The organism is Pseudomonas purpurea (assembly GCF_039908635.1).
Lineage (GTDB): Bacteria > Pseudomonadota > Gammaproteobacteria > Pseudomonadales > Pseudomonadaceae > Aquipseudomonas > Aquipseudomonas purpurea.
Genome location: NZ_CP150918.1, coordinates 3,080,841 through 3,098,475, shown reverse-complemented (window position 1 = coordinate 3,098,475; position 17,635 = coordinate 3,080,841). Strand labels below are relative to the sequence as shown.

The 17,635-nt window shown below is 61.1% G+C and carries 10 protein-coding genes and 1 pseudogene; 8 read left to right on the top strand and 3 right to left on the bottom strand.

The annotated features are described in order from the left end of the window. Positions 1-17 precede the first annotated feature (17 nt). The 8 genes from AABM54_RS13900 (at position 18) to AABM54_RS13865 (ending at position 13,906) form a co-directional block, all read left to right on the top strand. Entirely contained in the window at positions 18-461 is a 444-nt protein-coding gene (locus tag AABM54_RS13900) for a polyketide cyclase (RefSeq protein ID WP_347900529.1), read from the top strand. A 172-nt stretch (positions 462-633) separates the two neighbouring features. Continuing rightward, positions 634-1,134, top strand: a complete 501-nt coding sequence (gene tpx, locus AABM54_RS13895) for a thiol peroxidase (protein ID WP_347900527.1) — start codon at positions 634-636, stop codon at positions 1,132-1,134. 441 nt (positions 1,135-1,575) lie between these two features. Next, positions 1,576-2,892, top strand: coding sequence for an MdtA/MuxA family multidrug efflux RND transporter periplasmic adaptor subunit (locus AABM54_RS13890; RefSeq protein ID WP_347900525.1), 1,317 nt, complete (start codon positions 1,576-1,578; stop codon positions 2,890-2,892). Continuing rightward, positions 2,889-5,993: an MdtB/MuxB family multidrug efflux RND transporter permease subunit gene (locus AABM54_RS13885; protein WP_347900523.1), complete on the top strand. Its 3,105-nt coding sequence runs from the start codon at positions 2,889-2,891 to the stop codon at positions 5,991-5,993. The genes AABM54_RS13890 and AABM54_RS13885 overlap by 4 nt, the downstream gene beginning before the upstream one ends. Then, positions 5,990-9,097: an efflux RND transporter permease subunit gene (locus AABM54_RS13880; protein ID WP_347900521.1), complete on the top strand. Its 3,108-nt coding sequence runs from the start codon at positions 5,990-5,992 to the stop codon at positions 9,095-9,097. The genes AABM54_RS13885 and AABM54_RS13880 overlap by 4 nt, the downstream gene beginning before the upstream one ends. After that, positions 9,094-10,566 carry an efflux transporter outer membrane subunit gene (locus AABM54_RS13875; protein ID WP_347900519.1) on the top strand — a complete coding sequence of 491 codons (1,473 nt, stop codon included), beginning with the start codon at positions 9,094-9,096 and terminating at the stop codon, positions 10,564-10,566. The genes AABM54_RS13880 and AABM54_RS13875 overlap by 4 nt, the downstream gene beginning before the upstream one ends. A 358-nt stretch (positions 10,567-10,924) precedes the next feature. After that, complete coding sequence (locus tag AABM54_RS13870; protein ID WP_347900518.1) at positions 10,925-13,006, top strand: EAL domain-containing protein; 2,082 nt, start codon at positions 10,925-10,927, stop codon at positions 13,004-13,006. 153 nt (positions 13,007-13,159) lie between these two features. Next, positions 13,160-13,906 carry an SDR family oxidoreductase gene (locus AABM54_RS13865; protein WP_347900516.1) on the top strand — a complete coding sequence of 249 codons (747 nt, stop codon included), beginning with the start codon at positions 13,160-13,162 and terminating at the stop codon, positions 13,904-13,906. Between the two features lie 30 nt (positions 13,907-13,936). Here AABM54_RS13865 and AABM54_RS13860 read toward each other — a convergent pair whose 3' ends face one another. The 3 genes and pseudogenes from AABM54_RS13860 to ccoG form a co-directional block, all read right to left on the bottom strand. Next, complete coding sequence (locus AABM54_RS13860) at positions 13,937-14,446, bottom strand: hypothetical protein (RefSeq protein ID WP_347900514.1); 510 nt, start codon at positions 14,444-14,446, stop codon at positions 13,937-13,939. A gap of 128 nt (positions 14,447-14,574) precedes the next feature. Next, positions 14,575-15,985, bottom strand: a pseudogene (mapR, locus tag AABM54_RS13855) (GntR family transcriptional regulator MpaR). Between the two features lie 152 nt (positions 15,986-16,137). Continuing rightward, a complete protein-coding gene (gene ccoG / locus AABM54_RS13850; protein WP_347900513.1) occupies positions 16,138-17,550 on the bottom strand; it encodes a cytochrome c oxidase accessory protein CcoG in 1,413 nt (470 codons plus the stop codon). Positions 17,551-17,635 lie beyond the last annotated feature (85 nt).

Below are 17,635 nucleotides of genomic sequence, written 5' to 3'. Positions count from 1 at the left end.
AACCCAAGGATGTGTCGATGCCGGTTCTGGAACTCACCACGCTGATCAAGGGGCGTACGCCCCGGCAAGTCCTCGACTTCTGCCTTGAAGGCAGCAACTTTCCGAAAATCTTCCCGGAGCGTGTGACGCCTCTGGGGGAATTTGACCTGAACAATCTGCGGATCAGTGCCGGGCGCGAGTTTCGGTTTCGGCATTGGATGTTTGGTGTTGTACCCGCTAACTGGACCGTGACGATCCGTGAAGTCAGCGATCAGCATTTCATCGACGAAATGCTCAAGGGCCCGCTCAGCGCGTTTCGCCACGAACACCGGGTTGCGGCTGCCGAGGGCGGCACGTTGTACACCGACCGGGTGACTTACGCGGCCATTGGCGGTGCACTTGTGGAGTGGTTGATGGTCAATGCCTACATGCGGCGGATTTTCGAGGCCCGGCATCGCAATATGCTGCAGTTGCTGGGGTGAAAACGCTGGTTTGCCGGGCTGCACAGGCGTGCATCAGCCAGCGTGAAATCGTTGGTTTGAGAGGTCGGCGTTGATGACATTTTGTGTTTTTGCCATAGGTCATCAGCGCATTTCATGGTTAACTTCCGCCTCTCGAAAACTCTCCACAAAAACGTTCAGAAGGACTCCGTTCATGGCTCAAGTCACTCTTAAAGGCAACCCGGTTCAAGTCAACGGCCAACTGCCGCAAGCCGGTTCCAAGGCACCGGCTTTTTCCCTGGTGGCAGGCAACCTGTCCGACGTGACCCTGGCGAGCTTCGCCGGCAAGCGCAAGGTACTGAACATTTTCCCAAGCGTCGACACCCCGACCTGCGCCACCTCGGTTCGCAAGTTCAACGCCCAGGCCAACGACGTGGCCAACACCGTGGTGCTGTGCATCTCGGCTGACCTGCCGTTCGCTCAGGCGCGTTTCTGCGGTGCAGAAGGTCTGGAAAACGTTCAGAACCTGTCGACCCTGCGTGGCGCCGAGTTCATCGAAAACTACGGCGTGGCCATCGCCGACGGTCCACTCAAAGGCCTGACCGCTCGCGCTGTTGTTGTCCTGGACGAAAACGACACCGTGCTGCACAGCGAACTGGTCAAGGAAATCGCGGAAGAGCCAAACTACGACGCTGCACTCGCTGTTCTGAAATAAGCGCTTTTACAATTGTTAACGGCCTAGGGGGCGTTTTCAGTTGATTTCCCCGCCGCGTTGTCGCCTTAAAGCGGGCCGGGCAAGGCGCAAGCCGCTGGGAATGTTGTTCCCTTTCCAAGGCTTGCAACGCAGCCTGGCCCGCTTTAAGGCACAACCCGAAGGGCCGGGGCTGCTGTTATGCAGGGCTGCGTTGCTCGAAGCTTATTTGGAATGACCAAACCGCGCTTCTCGCGCCTTGCCCTGCATAACAGCAGCCCCGGCGCGGCGCGGAAATCAATTGAGAACGCCCCCCTTTGTCCAGGCCGTTTTCATTTGTGCTTCAGTGTTTTAGCAAATGTTCGATGAAAGGTAAGCCCAAGGTAAATTGCCGGTAAAGGCGCTTTGCTTAACGCCCGTCAGTGCTTATCTTTCAACCTCCCGTAAAAGATGCCCACGCGCCCAATGGTTGATCATTCCATGCAATCCTCTGCTTCCCGCAATTCCCGTCGCTGGCTGTTCGGCCTGCTTGTCCTGTTGCTCATCGCTGGCCTGTGCTGGAAGTTCTGGCCAAGTGGCGTCGACCATAAAGACGCAGCCGGGCAAAAAGTCGCCGCCGGGCATACCGGCAAGGCCGGAGGCATGCGTCCGGGGTTCGGCGGGGCGGGAGGGGCGGTTCCGGTGCGGGTCGCGGCCGCTGTCACGGGCGACTTTGCGTTGTACTACAAGGCGCTGGGTACGGTGACGGCGTTAAATACCATCAATGTGCGCAGCCGTGTCGGCGGCGAACTGGTAAAAATCGCCTTTGAAGAAGGGCAGATGGTCAAGGCGGGCGACCTGCTCGCCGAAATCGATCCGCGTCCTTACCAGAATGCCTTGCTGCAAGCCGAAGGCACGTTGCTACAAAACCAGGCGCAACTGAAGAACGCCCAGGTTGATCTGGAACGCTATCGCGGCCTGTTTGCCGAAGACAGTATCGCCAAGCAAACCCTGGACACCGCCGCTGCGCTGGTAGATCAGTACCAGGGCACGGTCAAGACCAATCAGGCGGCGGTCAACGACGCCAAGCTCAATCTGGAATTCACCAGGATTCGTGCACCCATTGCCGGCCGCGTTGGTCTTCGTCAACTGGACGTCGGCAACCTGGTGGCGGCCAACGACACCACGGCGCTGGCGATCATTACCCAGACCCAGCCGATCAGTGTGGCGTTCACCTTGCCGGAGAACAGCCTGGAAACCGTGCTGGCCCGTTACCGCAGTGGTGCCAAGCTGCCGGTGGAAGCCTGGGACCGTGCTGACGTGAAATTGCAGGCCACGGGCGTATTGCAAAGCCTGGACAACCAGATCGACATCACTACCGGCACCCTGAAATTCAAGGCCCGCTACGATAACCGCGACCAGTCGCTGTTTCCCAATCAGTTCGTCAATGTGCGTCTGCTGGCCGACACCCTCAAAGGTGTGGTGCTGGCCCCGTCGGCAGCGATTCAGTTCGGCACCAACGGCACCTTCGTGTATGCCCTGGACGGCGACAAGAAAGTCACGCTGCGCCAACTGAAAGTCGGCGCCAGCGATGGCGAGCATACGGTGATCGAGCAAGGCCTGGCCGCCGGTGATCGTGTGGTGCTGGAAGGGACGGATCGTCTGAAAGAGGGCAGTGAGGTGGAAGTGGTCAACGACAGCGACGCTGTCCCGACGACCCCGACCGGGCACTTGCAAGGCCAACCGGCGAGCGCCGCGGCTGAACCGTCCGCCACGGACAAGGCGAAAAAGGGCGGCGCATGAATCTCTCGCGGCTGTTCATCCTTCGCCCGGTAGCCACCACGCTGAGCATGCTGGCCATTGTCCTGGCCGGCCTGATTGCGTATCGCCTGTTGCCGGTCTCGGCATTGCCACAGGTCGACTACCCGACCATTCGCGTCATGACGCTTTACCCTGGCGCGAGCCCGGATGTGATGACCAGCGCGGTCACCGCGCCGCTGGAGCGGCAGTTCGGGCAGATGCCCGGCCTGACTCAAATGGCGTCCACCAGTTCTGGCGGTGCCTCGGTCCTGACCCTGCGTTTCAACCTCGACATCAATATGGATGTCGCCGAGCAACAGGTGCAGGCGGCGATCAATGCCGCGACCAACCTGCTGCCCAAGGACTTGCCCGCGCCACCGGTGTACAACAAGGTCAACCCGGCCGACACCCCGGTGCTGACGTTGGCCATCACTTCCAAGACCATGCTGTTGCCCAAACTCAATGATTTGGTCGACACGCGCATGGCGCAAAAAATCGCCCAGATCAGCGGCGTCGGCATGGTCACCATTGCGGGTGGCCAACGGCAGGCCGTGCGGATCAAGGTCAACCCCGAGGCCCTGGCGGCCAATGGCCTGAACCTGTCGGACGTGCGCACCCTGATCGGCGCGTCCAACGTCAACCAGCCCAAAGGCAACTTCGACGGCCCGACCCGGGTGTCGATGCTCGATGCCAATGATCAGCTGAAATCGCCCAAAGACTATGCCGAACTGATCCTGGCCTACAAAAACGGTGCGCCATTGCGGCTCAAGGATGTCGCGCAGATTGTCGACGGCGCCGAAAACGAACGCCTTGCCGCCTGGGCCAATGAAAACCAGGCAGTGCTGCTGAACATCCAGCGCCAACCGGGCGCCAACGTGATCGAGGTGGTCGACCGTATCAAGGCCCTGTTGCCGAGCATCACCGACAACCTGCCGGCCGGTCTCGACGTCACGGTGCTGACGGACCGCACCCAGACCATCCGCGCCTCGGTGACCGACGTGCAACATGAACTGCTGATCGCCATTGCCCTGGTGGTCATGGTCACGTTCCTGTTCCTGCGGCGTTTCAGCGCCACGATCATTCCGTCCATCGCCGTGCCGCTGTCGCTGGTCGGCACGTTCGGCGTGATGTACCTGGCGGGGTTCTCGGTCAACAACCTGACCCTGATGGCGCTGACCATCGCCACCGGTTTTGTGGTGGACGACGCAATCGTCATGCTGGAAAACATTTCGCGCTACATCGAAGAGGGCGAGAGCCCGATGCAAGCGGCGCTCAAGGGCGCCAGGCAGATCGGTTTCACCCTGGTGTCCCTGACCCTGTCGTTGATCGCGGTCCTGATTCCGTTGCTGTTCATGGCCGATGTGGTGGGGCGACTGTTCCGGGAGTTCGCGATCACCCTGGCGGTGGCGATCCTGATTTCGCTGGTGGTTTCGCTGACCCTGACACCGATGATGTGCGCGCGCCTGCTCAAGCGTGAGCCCAAGGAAGAAGAGCAGGGCCGGTTCTACCGGGCCAGCGGTGCCTGGATCGACTGGATGATCGCGGCCTACGGGCGCAAATTGCAGTGGGTGCTCAAGCACCAGCCGCTGACCTTGTTGGTGGCCATCGGCACGCTGGGCCTCACGGTGTTCCTGTACATGGTGGTGCCCAAAGGGTTCTTCCCGGTGCAGGACACCGGGGTGATCCAGGGCATTTCCGAGGCGCCCCAGTCGATTTCGTTCTCTGCCATGAGCCAGCGCCAGCAAGAATTGGCGAAAGTCATCCTGGCGGACCCTGCGGTTGAAAGCCTGTCTTCTTACATTGGTGTCGATGGCGATAATGCGACGCTCAACAGCGGCCGTTTGCTGATCAACCTCAAGCCGCACAAAGAGCGCGACCTGAGTGCCACCCAAGTCATCGCCCGTTTGCAACCGGCGCTGGACAAACTGGTGGGCATTCGCCTGTTCATGCAGCCGGTGCAGGACCTGACCATCGAGGACCGTGTCAGCCGGACTCAGTACCAGTTCAGCATGTCTTCTCCCGACGCCGACCTGCTGAGCCTGTGGAGCGGGCGGCTGGTCGAGGCGCTGGCCAGGCAGCCCGAGCTGACGGATGTCGCCAGCGACTTGCAGGACAAGGGCTTGCAGGTCTATCTGGTGATCGACCGCGATGCCGCCTCACGGATCGGCGTGTCGGTGTCGAACATCACCGATGCCTTGTATGACGCGTTTGGCCAGCGACAGATTTCCACCATTTACACCCAGGCCAGCCAGTACCGCGTGGTGTTGCAGGCCCAGGCCGGTGAAAAGATCGGCCCGCAGGCGCTGGAGCAGATTCACGTCAAGACCACTGGCGGCGGTCAGGTGCGCCTGTCCAGCCTGGCACGCATGGAAGAACGTCAGGCCCAACTGGCGATTGCCCATATCGGCCAGTTCCCGGCGGTGATGATGTCGTTCAACCTGGCGCCGGGCGTGGCGCTGGGGCAGGCGGTCGAGTTGATCAACAAGGTTCAGCAGGACATCGGTATGCCGGTGGGCGTGCAGACCCAATTCCAGGGCGCGGCGCAGGCGTTCGAAGCGTCGCTGTCGAGCACCTTGCTGCTGATCCTGGCGGCGGTGGTGACGATGTACATCGTGCTGGGCGTGCTGTACGAAAGTTACATCCACCCGATCACCATCCTCTCGACCTTGCCGTCGGCGGCGGTCGGCGCGTTGCTGGCGTTGATCCTCAGTGGCAATGACCTGGGGATGATCGCGATCATCGGCATTATTTTGCTGATCGGTATCGTCAAGAAGAACGCGATCATGATGATCGACTTTGCCCTGGACGCTGAGCGTAATCAGGGCCTGGACCCGGAAACCGCGATTTACCAGGCGGCGCTGTTGCGTTTCCGTCCGATCCTGATGACGACATTGGCCGCGTTGTTCGGCGCGGTGCCGCTGATGCTCGCCACCGGTTCCGGCGCAGAGCTGCGCCAGCCGCTGGGCCTGGTGATGGTCGGCGGTTTGTTGGTGAGTCAGGTGCTGACGCTGTTCACCACGCCGGTGATCTACCTGTACTTCGACCGTCTCGGTCGGCGCTGGCGGCCTGCGCCTGAGCGTTTGGAGCCGGTAGAACAGCCATGAACCTGTCTGGACCTTTTATCCGTAGGCCAGTAGCGACCATGCTCCTGAGCCTGGCGATCATGTTGCTGGGTGGCGTGAGTTTCGGCCTGTTGCCGGTGGCGCCGCTGCCACAGATGGACTTCCCGGTGATCGTCGTTCAGGCGAGTTTGCCGGGTGCCAGCCCCGAGGTCATGGCGTCCACGGTGGCGACGCCACTCGAGCGATCCTTCGGCGCCATCGCCGGGGTCAACACCATGAGCAGCCGTTCCAGCCAGGGCTCGACCCGGGTGATCCTGCAATTTGACCTGGGACGCGACATCAACGGCGCGGCGCGGGAAGTGCAAGCGGCAATCAACGCCTCGCGCAACCTGCTGCCCAGCGGCATGCGCAGCATGCCGACCTACAAGAAGGTCAACCCGTCGCAGGCGCCGATCATGGTGCTTTCGCTGACCTCGGACGTGCTGGAAAAGGGCCAGCTCTACGATCTGGCCTCGACCATCCTGTCCCAGAGCCTGTCGCAGGTGCCGGGTGTCGGCGAAGTGCAGATCGGCGGCAGCTCTTTGCCGGCGGTGCGCATCGAACTCGAACCGCAACTGCTGAACCAGTACGGCGTGGCGCTGGACGACGTGCGCAACACCATTGCCAATGCCAACGTGCGCCGCCCCAAAGGTTCGGTCGAAGACGACCAGCGCATGTGGCAGGTGCAGGCCAACGACCAGTTGGAGAAGGCCAAGGATTACGAGCCGCTGATCATTCGCTACCAGAATGGTTCGGCGCTGCGCCTGAGCGACGTGGCCAAGGTCAGTGACGGTGTAGAGGACCGCTACAACAGCGGTTTCTTCAACAATGACGCCGCCGTGTTGCTGGTGATCAACCGTCAGGCCGGCGCCAACATCATCGAGACCGTCAACGAGATCAAGGCTCAACTGCCGGCGTTGCAGGCAGTGTTGCCGGCCAGCGTCAAATTGAACCTGGCCATGGACCGTTCACCGGTGATCAAGGCGACCCTGCACGAAGCGGAAATGACCCTGCTGATTGCCGTCGCGCTGGTGATTCTGGTGGTGTACCTGTTCCTCGGCAACTTCCGCGCTTCGCTGATCCCGACATTGGCGGTGCCGGTGTCGCTGGTGGGCACTTTCGCCGTGATGTACCTCTACGGGTTCTCCCTGAACAACCTGTCGCTGATGGCGTTGATCCTCGCCACCGGGCTGGTGGTGGACGACGCCATCGTGGTGCTGGAGAACATCTCCCGGCACATCGACGACGGCATCGCGCCGATGAAGGCGGCCTACCTGGGGGCCAAGGAAGTCGGGTTTACCTTGCTGTCGATGAACGTCTCGCTGGTGGCGGTGTTCCTGTCGATCCTGTTCATGGGCGGCATCATCGAAAGCCTGTTTCGCGAGTTTTCCATCACCCTGGCGGCGGCCATTGTCGTGTCGCTGGTGGTGTCCCTGACCCTCACGCCGATGCTGTGCGCGCGGTGGCTCAAGCCCCACGCGCCCGGCCAGGAAAACCGTTTGCAACGTACCAGTCAGCGGGTCAATGACTGGATGGTCAAAGGCTACGCCCGCAGCCTGGACTGGGTCTTGCGCCACCGGCGCCTGACCTTGCTCAGCCTGTTTGTCACCATCGGGGTCAACGTTGCGCTGTACGTGGTGGTGCCCAAGACCTTCATGCCGCAACAGGACACCGGGCAGTTGATCGGTTTTGTGCGCGGCGACGACGGCCTGTCGTTCAGCGTGATGCAGCCGAAAATGGAGATCTTCCGCAAGGCTGTGCTGCGTGATCCGGCGGTAGAAAGCGTCGCCGGTTTCATTGGCGGCAGCAACGGCACCAATAACGCCTTCATGCTGGTTCGGCTCAAGCCCATCAAGGAACGGCAGATATCCGCGCAGAAAGTCATCGAGCGCCTGCGCAAGGACATGCCCAAGGTACCCGGTGGCATGTTGATGCTGATGGCTGACCAGGATCTGCAATTTGGTGGTGGTCGCGAGCAAACCTCTTCCCAATACTCGTACATCCTGCAAAGCGGTGATCTTTCAGCGCTGCGGCTGTGGTATCCCAAAGTCGTGACGGCGCTCAAAAGCCTGCCCGAACTCACGGCCATCGACGCCCGCGAAGGCCGCGGTGCCCAGCAAGTGACGCTGGTGGTCGACCGCGATCAGGCCAAACGCCTGGGCGTGGACATGGACATGGTCACGTCGGTGTTGAACAACGCCTACAGCCAGCGGCAGATTTCCACCATCTACGACAGCCTCAACCAGTATCAGGTGGTGATGGAGGTCAATCCCAAGTACGCCCAGGACCCGATTACCCTCAATCAGGTCCAGGTCATCACCGCTGACGGTGCGCGAATTCCGTTGTCGGCCATCGCGCACTACGAAAACAGCCTGGAAGACGACCGCGTCAGCCACGAAGGGCAGTTCGCCTCCGAAGACATTTCGTTCGACATGGCCGAAGGGGTGACGGTCGAGCAGGGCACCGCCGCCATTGAACGGGCGATTGCCAAGCTGGGCTTGCCGGAAGACGTGATCGTCAAAATGGCCGGCACCGCCGACGCGTTTGCCGCCACGCAAAAGAGCCAGCCGTGGATGATTCTCGGTGCGCTGGTGGCGGTGTATCTGGTACTGGGGGTGTTGTATGAAAGCTACATTCATCCGCTGACCATTCTGTCCACCTTGCCATCGGCCGGGGTCGGCGCGTTGCTGTCGATCTATGTGCTGGGCGGCGAATTCAGCCTGATCTCGCTGCTGGGCCTGTTCCTGCTGATTGGCGTGGTGAAGAAAAACGCGATTCTGATGATCGACCTGGCGCTGCAACTGGAGCGTCATCAAGGCATGGCGCCGCTGGAGTCGATCCGCAGTGCTTGCCTGTTGCGTCTGCGGCCGATTCTGATGACGACCCTGGCAGCCATTCTTGGTGCCTTGCCGTTGCTGCTCAGCAGTGCCGAAGGCGCGGAAATGCGTCAGCCGTTGGGCCTGACGATTATCGGCGGGCTGATATTCAGCCAGGTGCTGACGCTTTACACCACTCCGGTGGTTTACCTCTATCTCGACAAACTGCGCCATCGCTTCAACCACTGGCGTGGGGTACGTACCGATGCTGCTCTGGAAACCGCGCTATGACTGACCGTTCGCCCTTCAACCCTGTGTTCTCGGCCCGGGGTTCGCGACTGCTGAGCCTGTCGCTCAGTGCCTTGCTGCTCAGCGCTTGCGCCATCGGCCCGGATTACCAGCGCCCGCAAGTCGCCGAACCGGCGCAGTACAAGCAAGCCGAAGGCTGGCGTCAGGCCAACCCCAGCGATTCATTGGCCCGTGGTGCCTGGTGGGAGCTGTACGGTGATCAACAGCTCAACGGGTTGATTGAAAAGCTCAACAGCGCCAACCAGACCGTCGCCCAATCCGAAGCCCAGTACCGTCAGGCGCAAGCGTTGGTGCGCAGTGCGCGAGGTTCGTTTTTCCCCAGTGTTGACCTGAGTGCCGGGAAAACCCGTTCCAGCCAGGGCACCGGCAGCAGCAGTTCCAGCCTCAGCAGTTCCAGCAGCGGGATTCGCGACACCTACAACACCCAGTTGGGGGTGAGCTGGGAGGCGGATGTCTGGGGCAAATTGCGCCGTGGGCTGGAGGCCAACGAAGCCAGCGCCGAGGCGAGTGCCGCGGACCTGGCGGCCATGCGCCTGAGCCAGCAATCGGAACTGGTGCAAAATTACCTGCAACTGCGAGTGATCGATCAGCAGAAGCGCTTGCTGGAAGCAACGGTGGAGAACTATCAGCGTTCGCTGAAAATGACCGAAAACCAGTACCGTGCCGGTGTCTCGGGTAAGGACGCCGTGGCCCAGGCGCAAACCCAGCTCAAAGGCACTCAGGCTGACCTGATTGACCTGATTTGGCAGCGCGCTCAGTTCGAGAACGCAATTGCGGTTCTGACCGGGCAGCCACCGGCGGGGTTCAGCCTGGCCGAAACCCGGGACATCCCGGTGTTGCCGCAGGTTCCTCTGAGCCTGCCCTCGCAATTGCTCGAGCGTCGCCCGGATATCGCCTCGGCGGAACGTTCGGTGATCGCCGCCAACGCCAACATTGGCGTGGCGAAGGCCGCGTATTACCCGGACCTGAGCTTGAGCCTGAGCGGTGGTTACAGCAGCAGCACCTACGCCGACTGGATCAGCCTGCCGAACCGCTTCTGGTCCGTAGGCCCCAAACTGGCGATGACCCTGTTCGACGGCGGCCAGCGTTCGGCGGAAGTCGACCGCAGCGAGGCGCTTTACGATCAGACCGTCGCCAAATACCGGCAGACCGTGCTCGATGGTTTCCGCGAGGTGGAAAACTACCTGGTGCAACTCAAGGTGCTCGAAGACGAAGCCGTGGTGCGTCAGCAAGCGCTGGATGCAGCACGCGAATCCCTGCGCCTGACCCTGAACCAGTACAAGGCCGGGCTGATCGCCTACCTCGACGTGGTGGTGATCCAGGCCTCGGCGCTGAACAACGAGCGCAGCGTCCTGACCTTGCAGCAAAGTCGTTTGATTGCCAGTGTGCAACTGATCGCCGCGCTGGGTGGCGGATGGGACGGGCAGATGCAACCGAGCGAGAAAAAGTAGGCCGGGCGTGAGTAATGCCAGTCAGTTAAGGCACGTAACCTGTGGGAGCGAGCTTGCTCGCGAAGGCGTCAGCACATTCAACATCAATGTTTGCTGACCCACCGATTTTGCGAGCAGGCTCGCTCCCACAAGGATTTCACTTAACCGACAGGCATTAGCCGGGCGTGAGACCTTTCTGACCGCTCATCGTTATCGCCCTTACACCCTGTAAGGGCATGTTCCACCTTGTTACAGACTTTCTCCGAGGCTGCTGGCCTTTTGGTTACTTTGGGGGTGCGTTCTTCGGCGCAATGGGTACAATCCTGCGATTTGCCCCCGAGCATGGATGCAGTTCGGCTCACCAGCCTCGAGAAGTCTCATGCTCATCGGAAGTTACTCCCCCGCTCTGGTGCTGATTTCGCTCTGCGTGGCGATTTTGGCGTCCTACACCGCTTTGGACCTCACCGGTCGTATCGCCACGACCAAAGGCCGCGCCGCTCATTTATGGACCGTGGGCGGTGCGTTGGCCATGGGCGTGGGCGTCTGGTCGATGCATTTTATCGGCATGCTGGCCTTCATGTTGCCCATCGACCTGGGCTACGACATTACGATCACCCTGTTTTCCCTGCTGATCGCCATCCTTTCCTGCGGGTTTGCCTTGTGGCTTGTCAGCCAGCCGCGCCTTCCGGGCTGGCAGTTGGCGTTTGGCGCGCTGATCATGGGTGGGGGCATCAGTGCGATGCATTACACCGGCATGGCGGCGATGCGCATGCAGCCGGGCATCGATTACGACCCGACGCTGTTCTGGGCATCGTTGCTGATTGCCGTGGGCGCCTCGGCGGCGGCGTTGTGGATTGCGTTTCGGTTGCGCCAGAACACGCCACATGTGCGTTTAGCCCGTGGCGGTGCGGCGGTGGTCATGGGCATCGCTATCGTCGGGATGCACTACACCGGGATGGCCGCCGCGCGGTTCCCCGACGGCAGCTTTTGTGGTGCGGCAATGGATGGCCTGAACGGCAAGGGCCTGGACAACCTGGTGCTGATCACCACCCTGGCGGTGTTGTGCATTGCCTTGCTGACCTCGATCCTCGATGCCCGTCTTGAAGCGCGCACCGCCGAACTGGCCAACTCCCTGACGCGGGCCAATCGCGAACTGACCCAACTGGCCCTGCATGACACCCTGACCGGGTTGCCCAATCGGGTGCTGCTGGCCGACCGGATCGACCAGGCCATGCATGTGGTGCAAGAGCAGGGCGGTTGCTTTGCGCTGATGTTCATTGACCTGGACGGTTTCAAACCGGTCAACGATGCGTTCGGTCACCACATGGGCGATCAGTTGCTGCGCGAAGTCGGTTTGCGCTTGCGCGAAGATCTGCGCAGCCAGGACACCCTGGCGCGGATCGGCGGTGACGAATTCGTGTTGCTGGTGCAATTGAGCGAACCCGACGACGCATTGCGTCTGGCCGCACGTCAGGTCGGGCTGATCTCCCGATCGTTTAGCGTGGCGGACCATGAATTGCAGATATCCGCCAGCGTCGGCATCGCGGTGTATCCCGGCAATGGCCAGACCGCGCAAGAATTGCTGATGAACGCCGATGCGGCGATGTATCACGCCAAAGGCACCGGCAAGAACGGTTACCGGTTCTTCGATGCCTCGATGAACACCAACGCCCGCAAGCAACTGCAATTGCTCCAGGACTTGCGCAATGCCGTAGAGCAGCAGCAATTCAGCCTGCATTACCAACCCAAATTCGACGCTGGCAATGGCCGCCCGGTCGGGGCCGAGGCGCTGTTGCGCTGGGAGCATCCGACGCAAGGCATGATGCTGCCGGACAAGTTCATCGACCTGGCAGAAAAAACCGGCTTGATCATCCCGATCGGCGACTGGGTGCTCAATGAAGCCTGCCGTCAAATGGCCCAGTGGTACGCCGAGGGTTACACCGGTTGGCGCATCGCGGTGAACCTGTCGGCCTTGCAGTTCTGCCACGCCGGGCTGGTCCAGAGCGTGGCGAAAGCCCTGGCGGACCATCATTTGCCGGCCAACAGCCTGACCCTGGAGATCACCGAAACCACCGCCATGAGCGATGCCGACGCGAGCATGACCGTGCTCCAGCAGTTGGCAGACATGGGCGTGGACTTGTCCATCGATGACTTCGGCACCGGTTACTCCAGCCTGATGTACCTCAAGCGTTTGCCGGCCAATGAGCTGAAAATCGACCGGGGGTTTGTCCGTGATCTGGAACACGACAGCGATGATGCCGCCATTGTTTCGGCCATCGTCGCCTTGGGCCAGGCATTGGGGCTGCGGATCGTTGCCGAGGGTGTGGAAACCGACATGCAACAGAACTTCCTGACGCAACTGGGATGTGACTCGCTGCAAGGTTATCTGCTCGGTCACCCGCAGCCGGCCGAGGGCTTCATGCTCGACATTCACCGCGCCGAGCAATTGGTCGCGGGTTGATGGGCCGAATCCACAGGGGAGATGCAATCAATTGTGGGCGCGAGCCTGCTCGCGAAGACGTCAGTCCGGACACCACAGACTTCATGCAAAACCCCGTGATGGCGGTTATTCTTGGCCCCGATTGCTAATGCTCGCAACGGGGGGAAGACCAGCATGGACAAAGTCATCGTCATCACCGGCGGCAGCCGTGGTATCGGCGCCGCGACAGCGTTATTGGCGGCGCAGCAGGGGTATCGGATCTGCATCAACTATCAGGCTGACGAACAGTCTGCGTTCACGGTGTTGCAGCAGGTTCGCGAGTTGGGGGCCCAGGCGATCACGGTTCGTGCCGATGTCAGCATCGAAGACGAAGTGATCGGGCTGTTCCATCGCGTCGACACGGAGCTGGGGCGGGTCACTGCCCTGGTGAACAATGCCGGCACCGTCGGGCACAAGTCCCGGGTCGACGAAATGTCCGAGTTCCGCATTCTTAAAATCATGAAAACCAACGTGCTGGCGCCCATTCTCTGCGCCAAGCACGCGGTGTTGCGCATGTCGCCCAGGCATGGGGGGCAGGGCGGTAGCATCGTCAACGTGTCCTCGGTGGCCTCGCGCCTGGGCTCGTCCGGCGAATACGTCGACTACGCCGCCTCCAAAGGTGCGCTGGACAGTTTCACCATCGGCCTGTCCAAGGAAGTCGCCGGCGAAGGCATTCGCGTCAACGCCGTACGCCCCGGCTTTATCTTTACCGACTTCCACGCCCTGAGCGGCGACCCGGACCGGGTCAGCAAACTTGAGTCCGGCATTCCCATGGCCCGTGGCGGCCGCCCGGATGAAGTGGCCGAGGCGATCATCTGGCTGCTGTCGGACAAGGCATCGTATGCGACCGGGACGTTTATCGACCTGGCGGGCGGGCGTTAACGCTCGATTCGCCAGTGCCCGGCTCAGGTTTCAACCCTGCTGAGCCGGGCGTCTACGCGTGTGCCAGCGGCTGAGTGTCAAAACGCTCAACAGCGTCAGCCAGCCCTTGAAGTGGTAGTACGCAGAAGCGCTCAGGTATTCCTGACGCTGTTGGGGCATGACGCAGTAATAGCGCTGCTCACCTGTGGGGTCGGCACTGATGCCGGGAAACTCCACGGCTGTGGGCGTCGTCGCCGATAACGAGGCTTGGGTGATCTCGGCGATCTGGCTTGCATCACAGAGGTTTTCATCCATGAAGCGCAGCGTTAAACCTGCCATCAATACCGCGATGACGAGCAGGCTCCAATAGCCCGGTTGCGGTTTCCAGCACGTCAACACCACGGCGGCCATCAACCCGGCAATCACCGGGTCAAGGGCAACGCTCAGCAGGTTTTCCGTCTGTGTGTTTGCATAGAGGGCCGGGATCCCGTAGCGAATCACCCCCACATACACCAGGGTTGTGATCACTGCACCCAGCAACATCCTCAGTGTTTTTTCCATCGGTCTTCCATAACTCGGGATTGTCATGGACAGCGACTGGCCAGCAACGGCATCAACGGCGCGCTCCCTCCATGAATGAGTGAAGCGCGGATGCTGCCAGTAACGGGGGACGGGCGGCAAGTGTCCGGTCAAAACGAGCGAACAATCCGCCCCAGGGTTTCCATCGCCTTCTCGGCATCCTCGTTCCACGGGCTGCCGTAGTTCAGGCGAATGCAGTTTCTAAAGCGTTGGGTCGGGGAAAAGATCGGGCCCGGTGCGATGCTGATGCCTTGGGCCAGGGCCATCTGGAACAGCTTGAGGGAGTCCATCTGCGGCGGCAGTTCCAGCCACAGGAAGTAGCCGCCGGCCGGTTGGCTGACGCGGGTTTGCGCCGGGAAGTAGCGCGCAATGGCCGCCAGCATGGCGCTTTGCTGTTCTTCCAGGGCGTAGCGCAGTTTGCGCAAGTGGCGGTCGTAGCCGCCGTGTTGCAGGTAGTCGGCAATCGCCGCCTGGGGCCGGCATCGAGGCGCAGAGCGACGTCATCAGTTTCAGGCGTTCGATTTTCTGCGCATAGCGCCCGGCCGCGACCCAACCGACGCGATAACCCGGAGCCAGGCTTTTGGCGAAGGAGCCGCAATGCATCACCAGGCCTTCAGTGTCGAAGGCTTTTGCCGGTTTTGGCGCTTGCTGACCGTAATACAGCTCGGCGTAGACGTCGTCCTCGATCAGCGGCACCTGATGCACACGCAGCAATTCCACCAATTCCTGTTTCTTCGCCTCGGGCATGGTCGCGCCCATCGGGTTCTGGAAACTGGTCATGCACCAGCACGCCTTGATCGGGTGACGCTCAAGGGTTTGTGCGAGCACGCCGAGGTCGATGCCGTCGCGCGGGTGCACGGGGATTTCCACGGCTTTGAGCTTGAGCCGTTCCAGCACTTGCAGGCTGGCGTAGAACGCCGGGGCCTCGATGGCCACCAGGTCACCGGGCTCGGTCACCGCTTGCAGGCACAGGTTCAGGGCTTCGAGCGCGCCGTTGGTAATCAGCAGTTCTTCCATGGGCAGCATCAGGCCGCCGACCATGTAGCGCAGGGCGATTTGCCGACGCAGTTGCGGGTTGCCCGGCGACATGTCGGTGACCACCACACGCGGGTCCATTTCGCGGCTGGCGCTGGCCAGCGAGCGGGACAAACGTTGCAGCGGAAACAGCGTCGGGCTCGGGAAGGCCGAACCGAACGGTACGGTGTTCGGGTCCTTGATCGAGTCGAGCACCGAGAACACCAGCTCACTGACGTCGACTTCCGTCGACTCGTTGACCTGGCTGCTGATCACCGGCTCCGAGAACGGGCTCGGGGCGTGGGTGTTGACGAAGTAGCCGGAACGCGGACGGGCGCGGATCAGCCCGCGGCGCTCCAGCAAGTAATAGGCCTGGAAGACCGTGGACGGGCTGACCCCGTAGGTCTGGCTGGCATAGCGCACCGACGGCACGCGTTGACCCGGCCCAAGCACCCCGGAGCGGATCAGTTCAGCGATGTCGTCGGCGAATTTTTCGTAGCGTTTCATCGGGTGCCTGGGTTGAGGTTATTCATGTGATGCGCTTTTGTGGCGAGGGAGCTTGCTCCCGTTCGGCTGCGCAGCAGTCGTAAAATTTCAGGGGTGCTTCGCACCCCAACGGGAGCAAGCTCCCTCGCCACAGAGGGCGGCATCTTAACGGTTCAACGGTTCATCGGCGCAACAAAACGGCTCTTGGCCACGCTGTGCACGCTGGGGTCATCGCTGTCGCTGATCATGAAGCTGATCTTCTGCGAGCTGCTGGCAGGCTGCTCGGTCGTCATGGCCACGGACACCGGCACATCGACGATTTCGCCGGGCGCCAGGCTCAGTTCGGTCTTGCCCTGCAACTGGAAACCGTCGCCGTCGACCAGGCTTAGCCGGTAACCCTGACGTTCCTGGGTTTTGTTGATGACCTTGAGGCTGTAGATGTTTTCGATCTGCCCCAGGCTGTTCTCACGGAACAAGCCACGGTCCTTGCTGACGTCCAGCGACACCATCGGCCGTTCGATCAACGCCAGTGCCAGCGCACCGATCATCACCACCAGCACAGCGCTGTAGCCGATCAGCCTTGGCCGCAGCAGGTGGGTCTTGCCACCCTGCAATTCATGCTCGGAGGTGTAACTGATCAGGCCACGGGCGTAGCCCATTTTGTCCATGATCGAATCACAGGCGTCGATGCACGCCGCGCAGCCGATGCATTCCATCTGCAAGCCGTCGCGGATGTCGATACCGGTCGGGCAGACCTGCACGCACAAGTGGCAATCGATGCAGTCACCGAGGCCGACATCGGCCGGTTTCACATCACGTTTGCGCGGGCCACGGATTTCGCCGCGTGCCGTGTCATAGGAGATGGTCAGGGTGTCTTTGTCGAACATCACGCTCTGGAAACGGGCGTAAGGGCACATGTGCATGCACACCGCTTCACGCAGCCAACCGGCGTTGATGTACGTGGCACCGGTGAAAAACAGCACCCAGAACAGACTCACGCCGCCCATTTGCAGGGTCAGCAGTTCGTTGGCCAGGGGGCGGATCGGCGTGAAGTAACCGACGAAGGTCAGGCCGGTCATCACGCTGATCGCCAGCCACATTGTGTGTTTGGCCGAACGGCGTATCAGCTTGTTCAGCCCCCAGGGCGCCGCTTTCAGCTTGATCCGCTGGTTGCGCTCGCCCTCGGTGACTTTTTCGCACCACATGAACAGCCAGGTAAAGGAGCTCTGCGGGCAGGTGTAGCCGCACCAGACCCGGCCCGCGAACACGGTGATCGCGAACAGGCCGAAGGCGCAGATGATCAGCAGCGCCGACAGCAGGATGAAATCCTGCGGCCAGAACGTTGCGCCGAAAATGTGAAACTTGCTTTCCGAGAGGTCCCAGAGCACAGCCTGACGGCCGCCCCAGTTGAGCCACACGGTGCCGAAAAACGCCAGAAACAAAAAGCCTGCACCGCACACGCGCAAGGTGCGGAACAAACCGGTGAAGCTGCGGGTGTGAATCTGGGTGTCGCTGGATTTGGCCTTCATCTTTGGACGCGAAGGCTCGAATGTTTCTACTAATCGGACGGGGATTCTTTCGCTCATGGTCTTTCGCTCATCAGCCTCCATCAGGCCTGAGCACTATGACCTTCGATCTGTTTGCATAACAGACTCAGCTATTGCAATAAAA

Bases quoted from the DNA above. Each gene is read 5' to 3' on its own strand.
- AABM54_RS13890 (WP_347900525.1), top strand. From the start codon at position 1,576: ATGGTTGATCATTCCATGCAATCCTCTGCTTCCCGCAATTCCCGTCGC.
- AABM54_RS13865 (WP_347900516.1), top strand. From the start codon at position 13,160: ATGGACAAAGTCATCGTCATCACCGGCGGCAGCCGTGGTATCGGCGCC.
- AABM54_RS13860 (WP_347900514.1), bottom strand. From the start codon at position 14,446: ATGGAAAAAACACTGAGGATGTTGCTGGGTGCAGTGATCACAACCCTG.
- AABM54_RS13875 (WP_347900519.1), top strand. From the start codon at position 9,094: ATGACTGACCGTTCGCCCTTCAACCCTGTGTTCTCGGCCCGGGGTTCG.
- AABM54_RS13900 (WP_347900529.1), top strand. From the start codon at position 18: ATGCCGGTTCTGGAACTCACCACGCTGATCAAGGGGCGTACGCCCCGG.
- ccoG (WP_347900513.1), bottom strand. From the start codon at position 17,550: ATGAGCGAAAGAATCCCCGTCCGATTAGTAGAAACATTCGAGCCTTCG.
- AABM54_RS13880 (WP_347900521.1), top strand. From the start codon at position 5,990: ATGAACCTGTCTGGACCTTTTATCCGTAGGCCAGTAGCGACCATGCTC.
- tpx (WP_347900527.1), top strand. From the start codon at position 634: ATGGCTCAAGTCACTCTTAAAGGCAACCCGGTTCAAGTCAACGGCCAA.
- AABM54_RS13870 (WP_347900518.1), top strand. From the start codon at position 10,925: ATGCTCATCGGAAGTTACTCCCCCGCTCTGGTGCTGATTTCGCTCTGC.
- AABM54_RS13885 (WP_347900523.1), top strand. From the start codon at position 2,889: ATGAATCTCTCGCGGCTGTTCATCCTTCGCCCGGTAGCCACCACGCTG.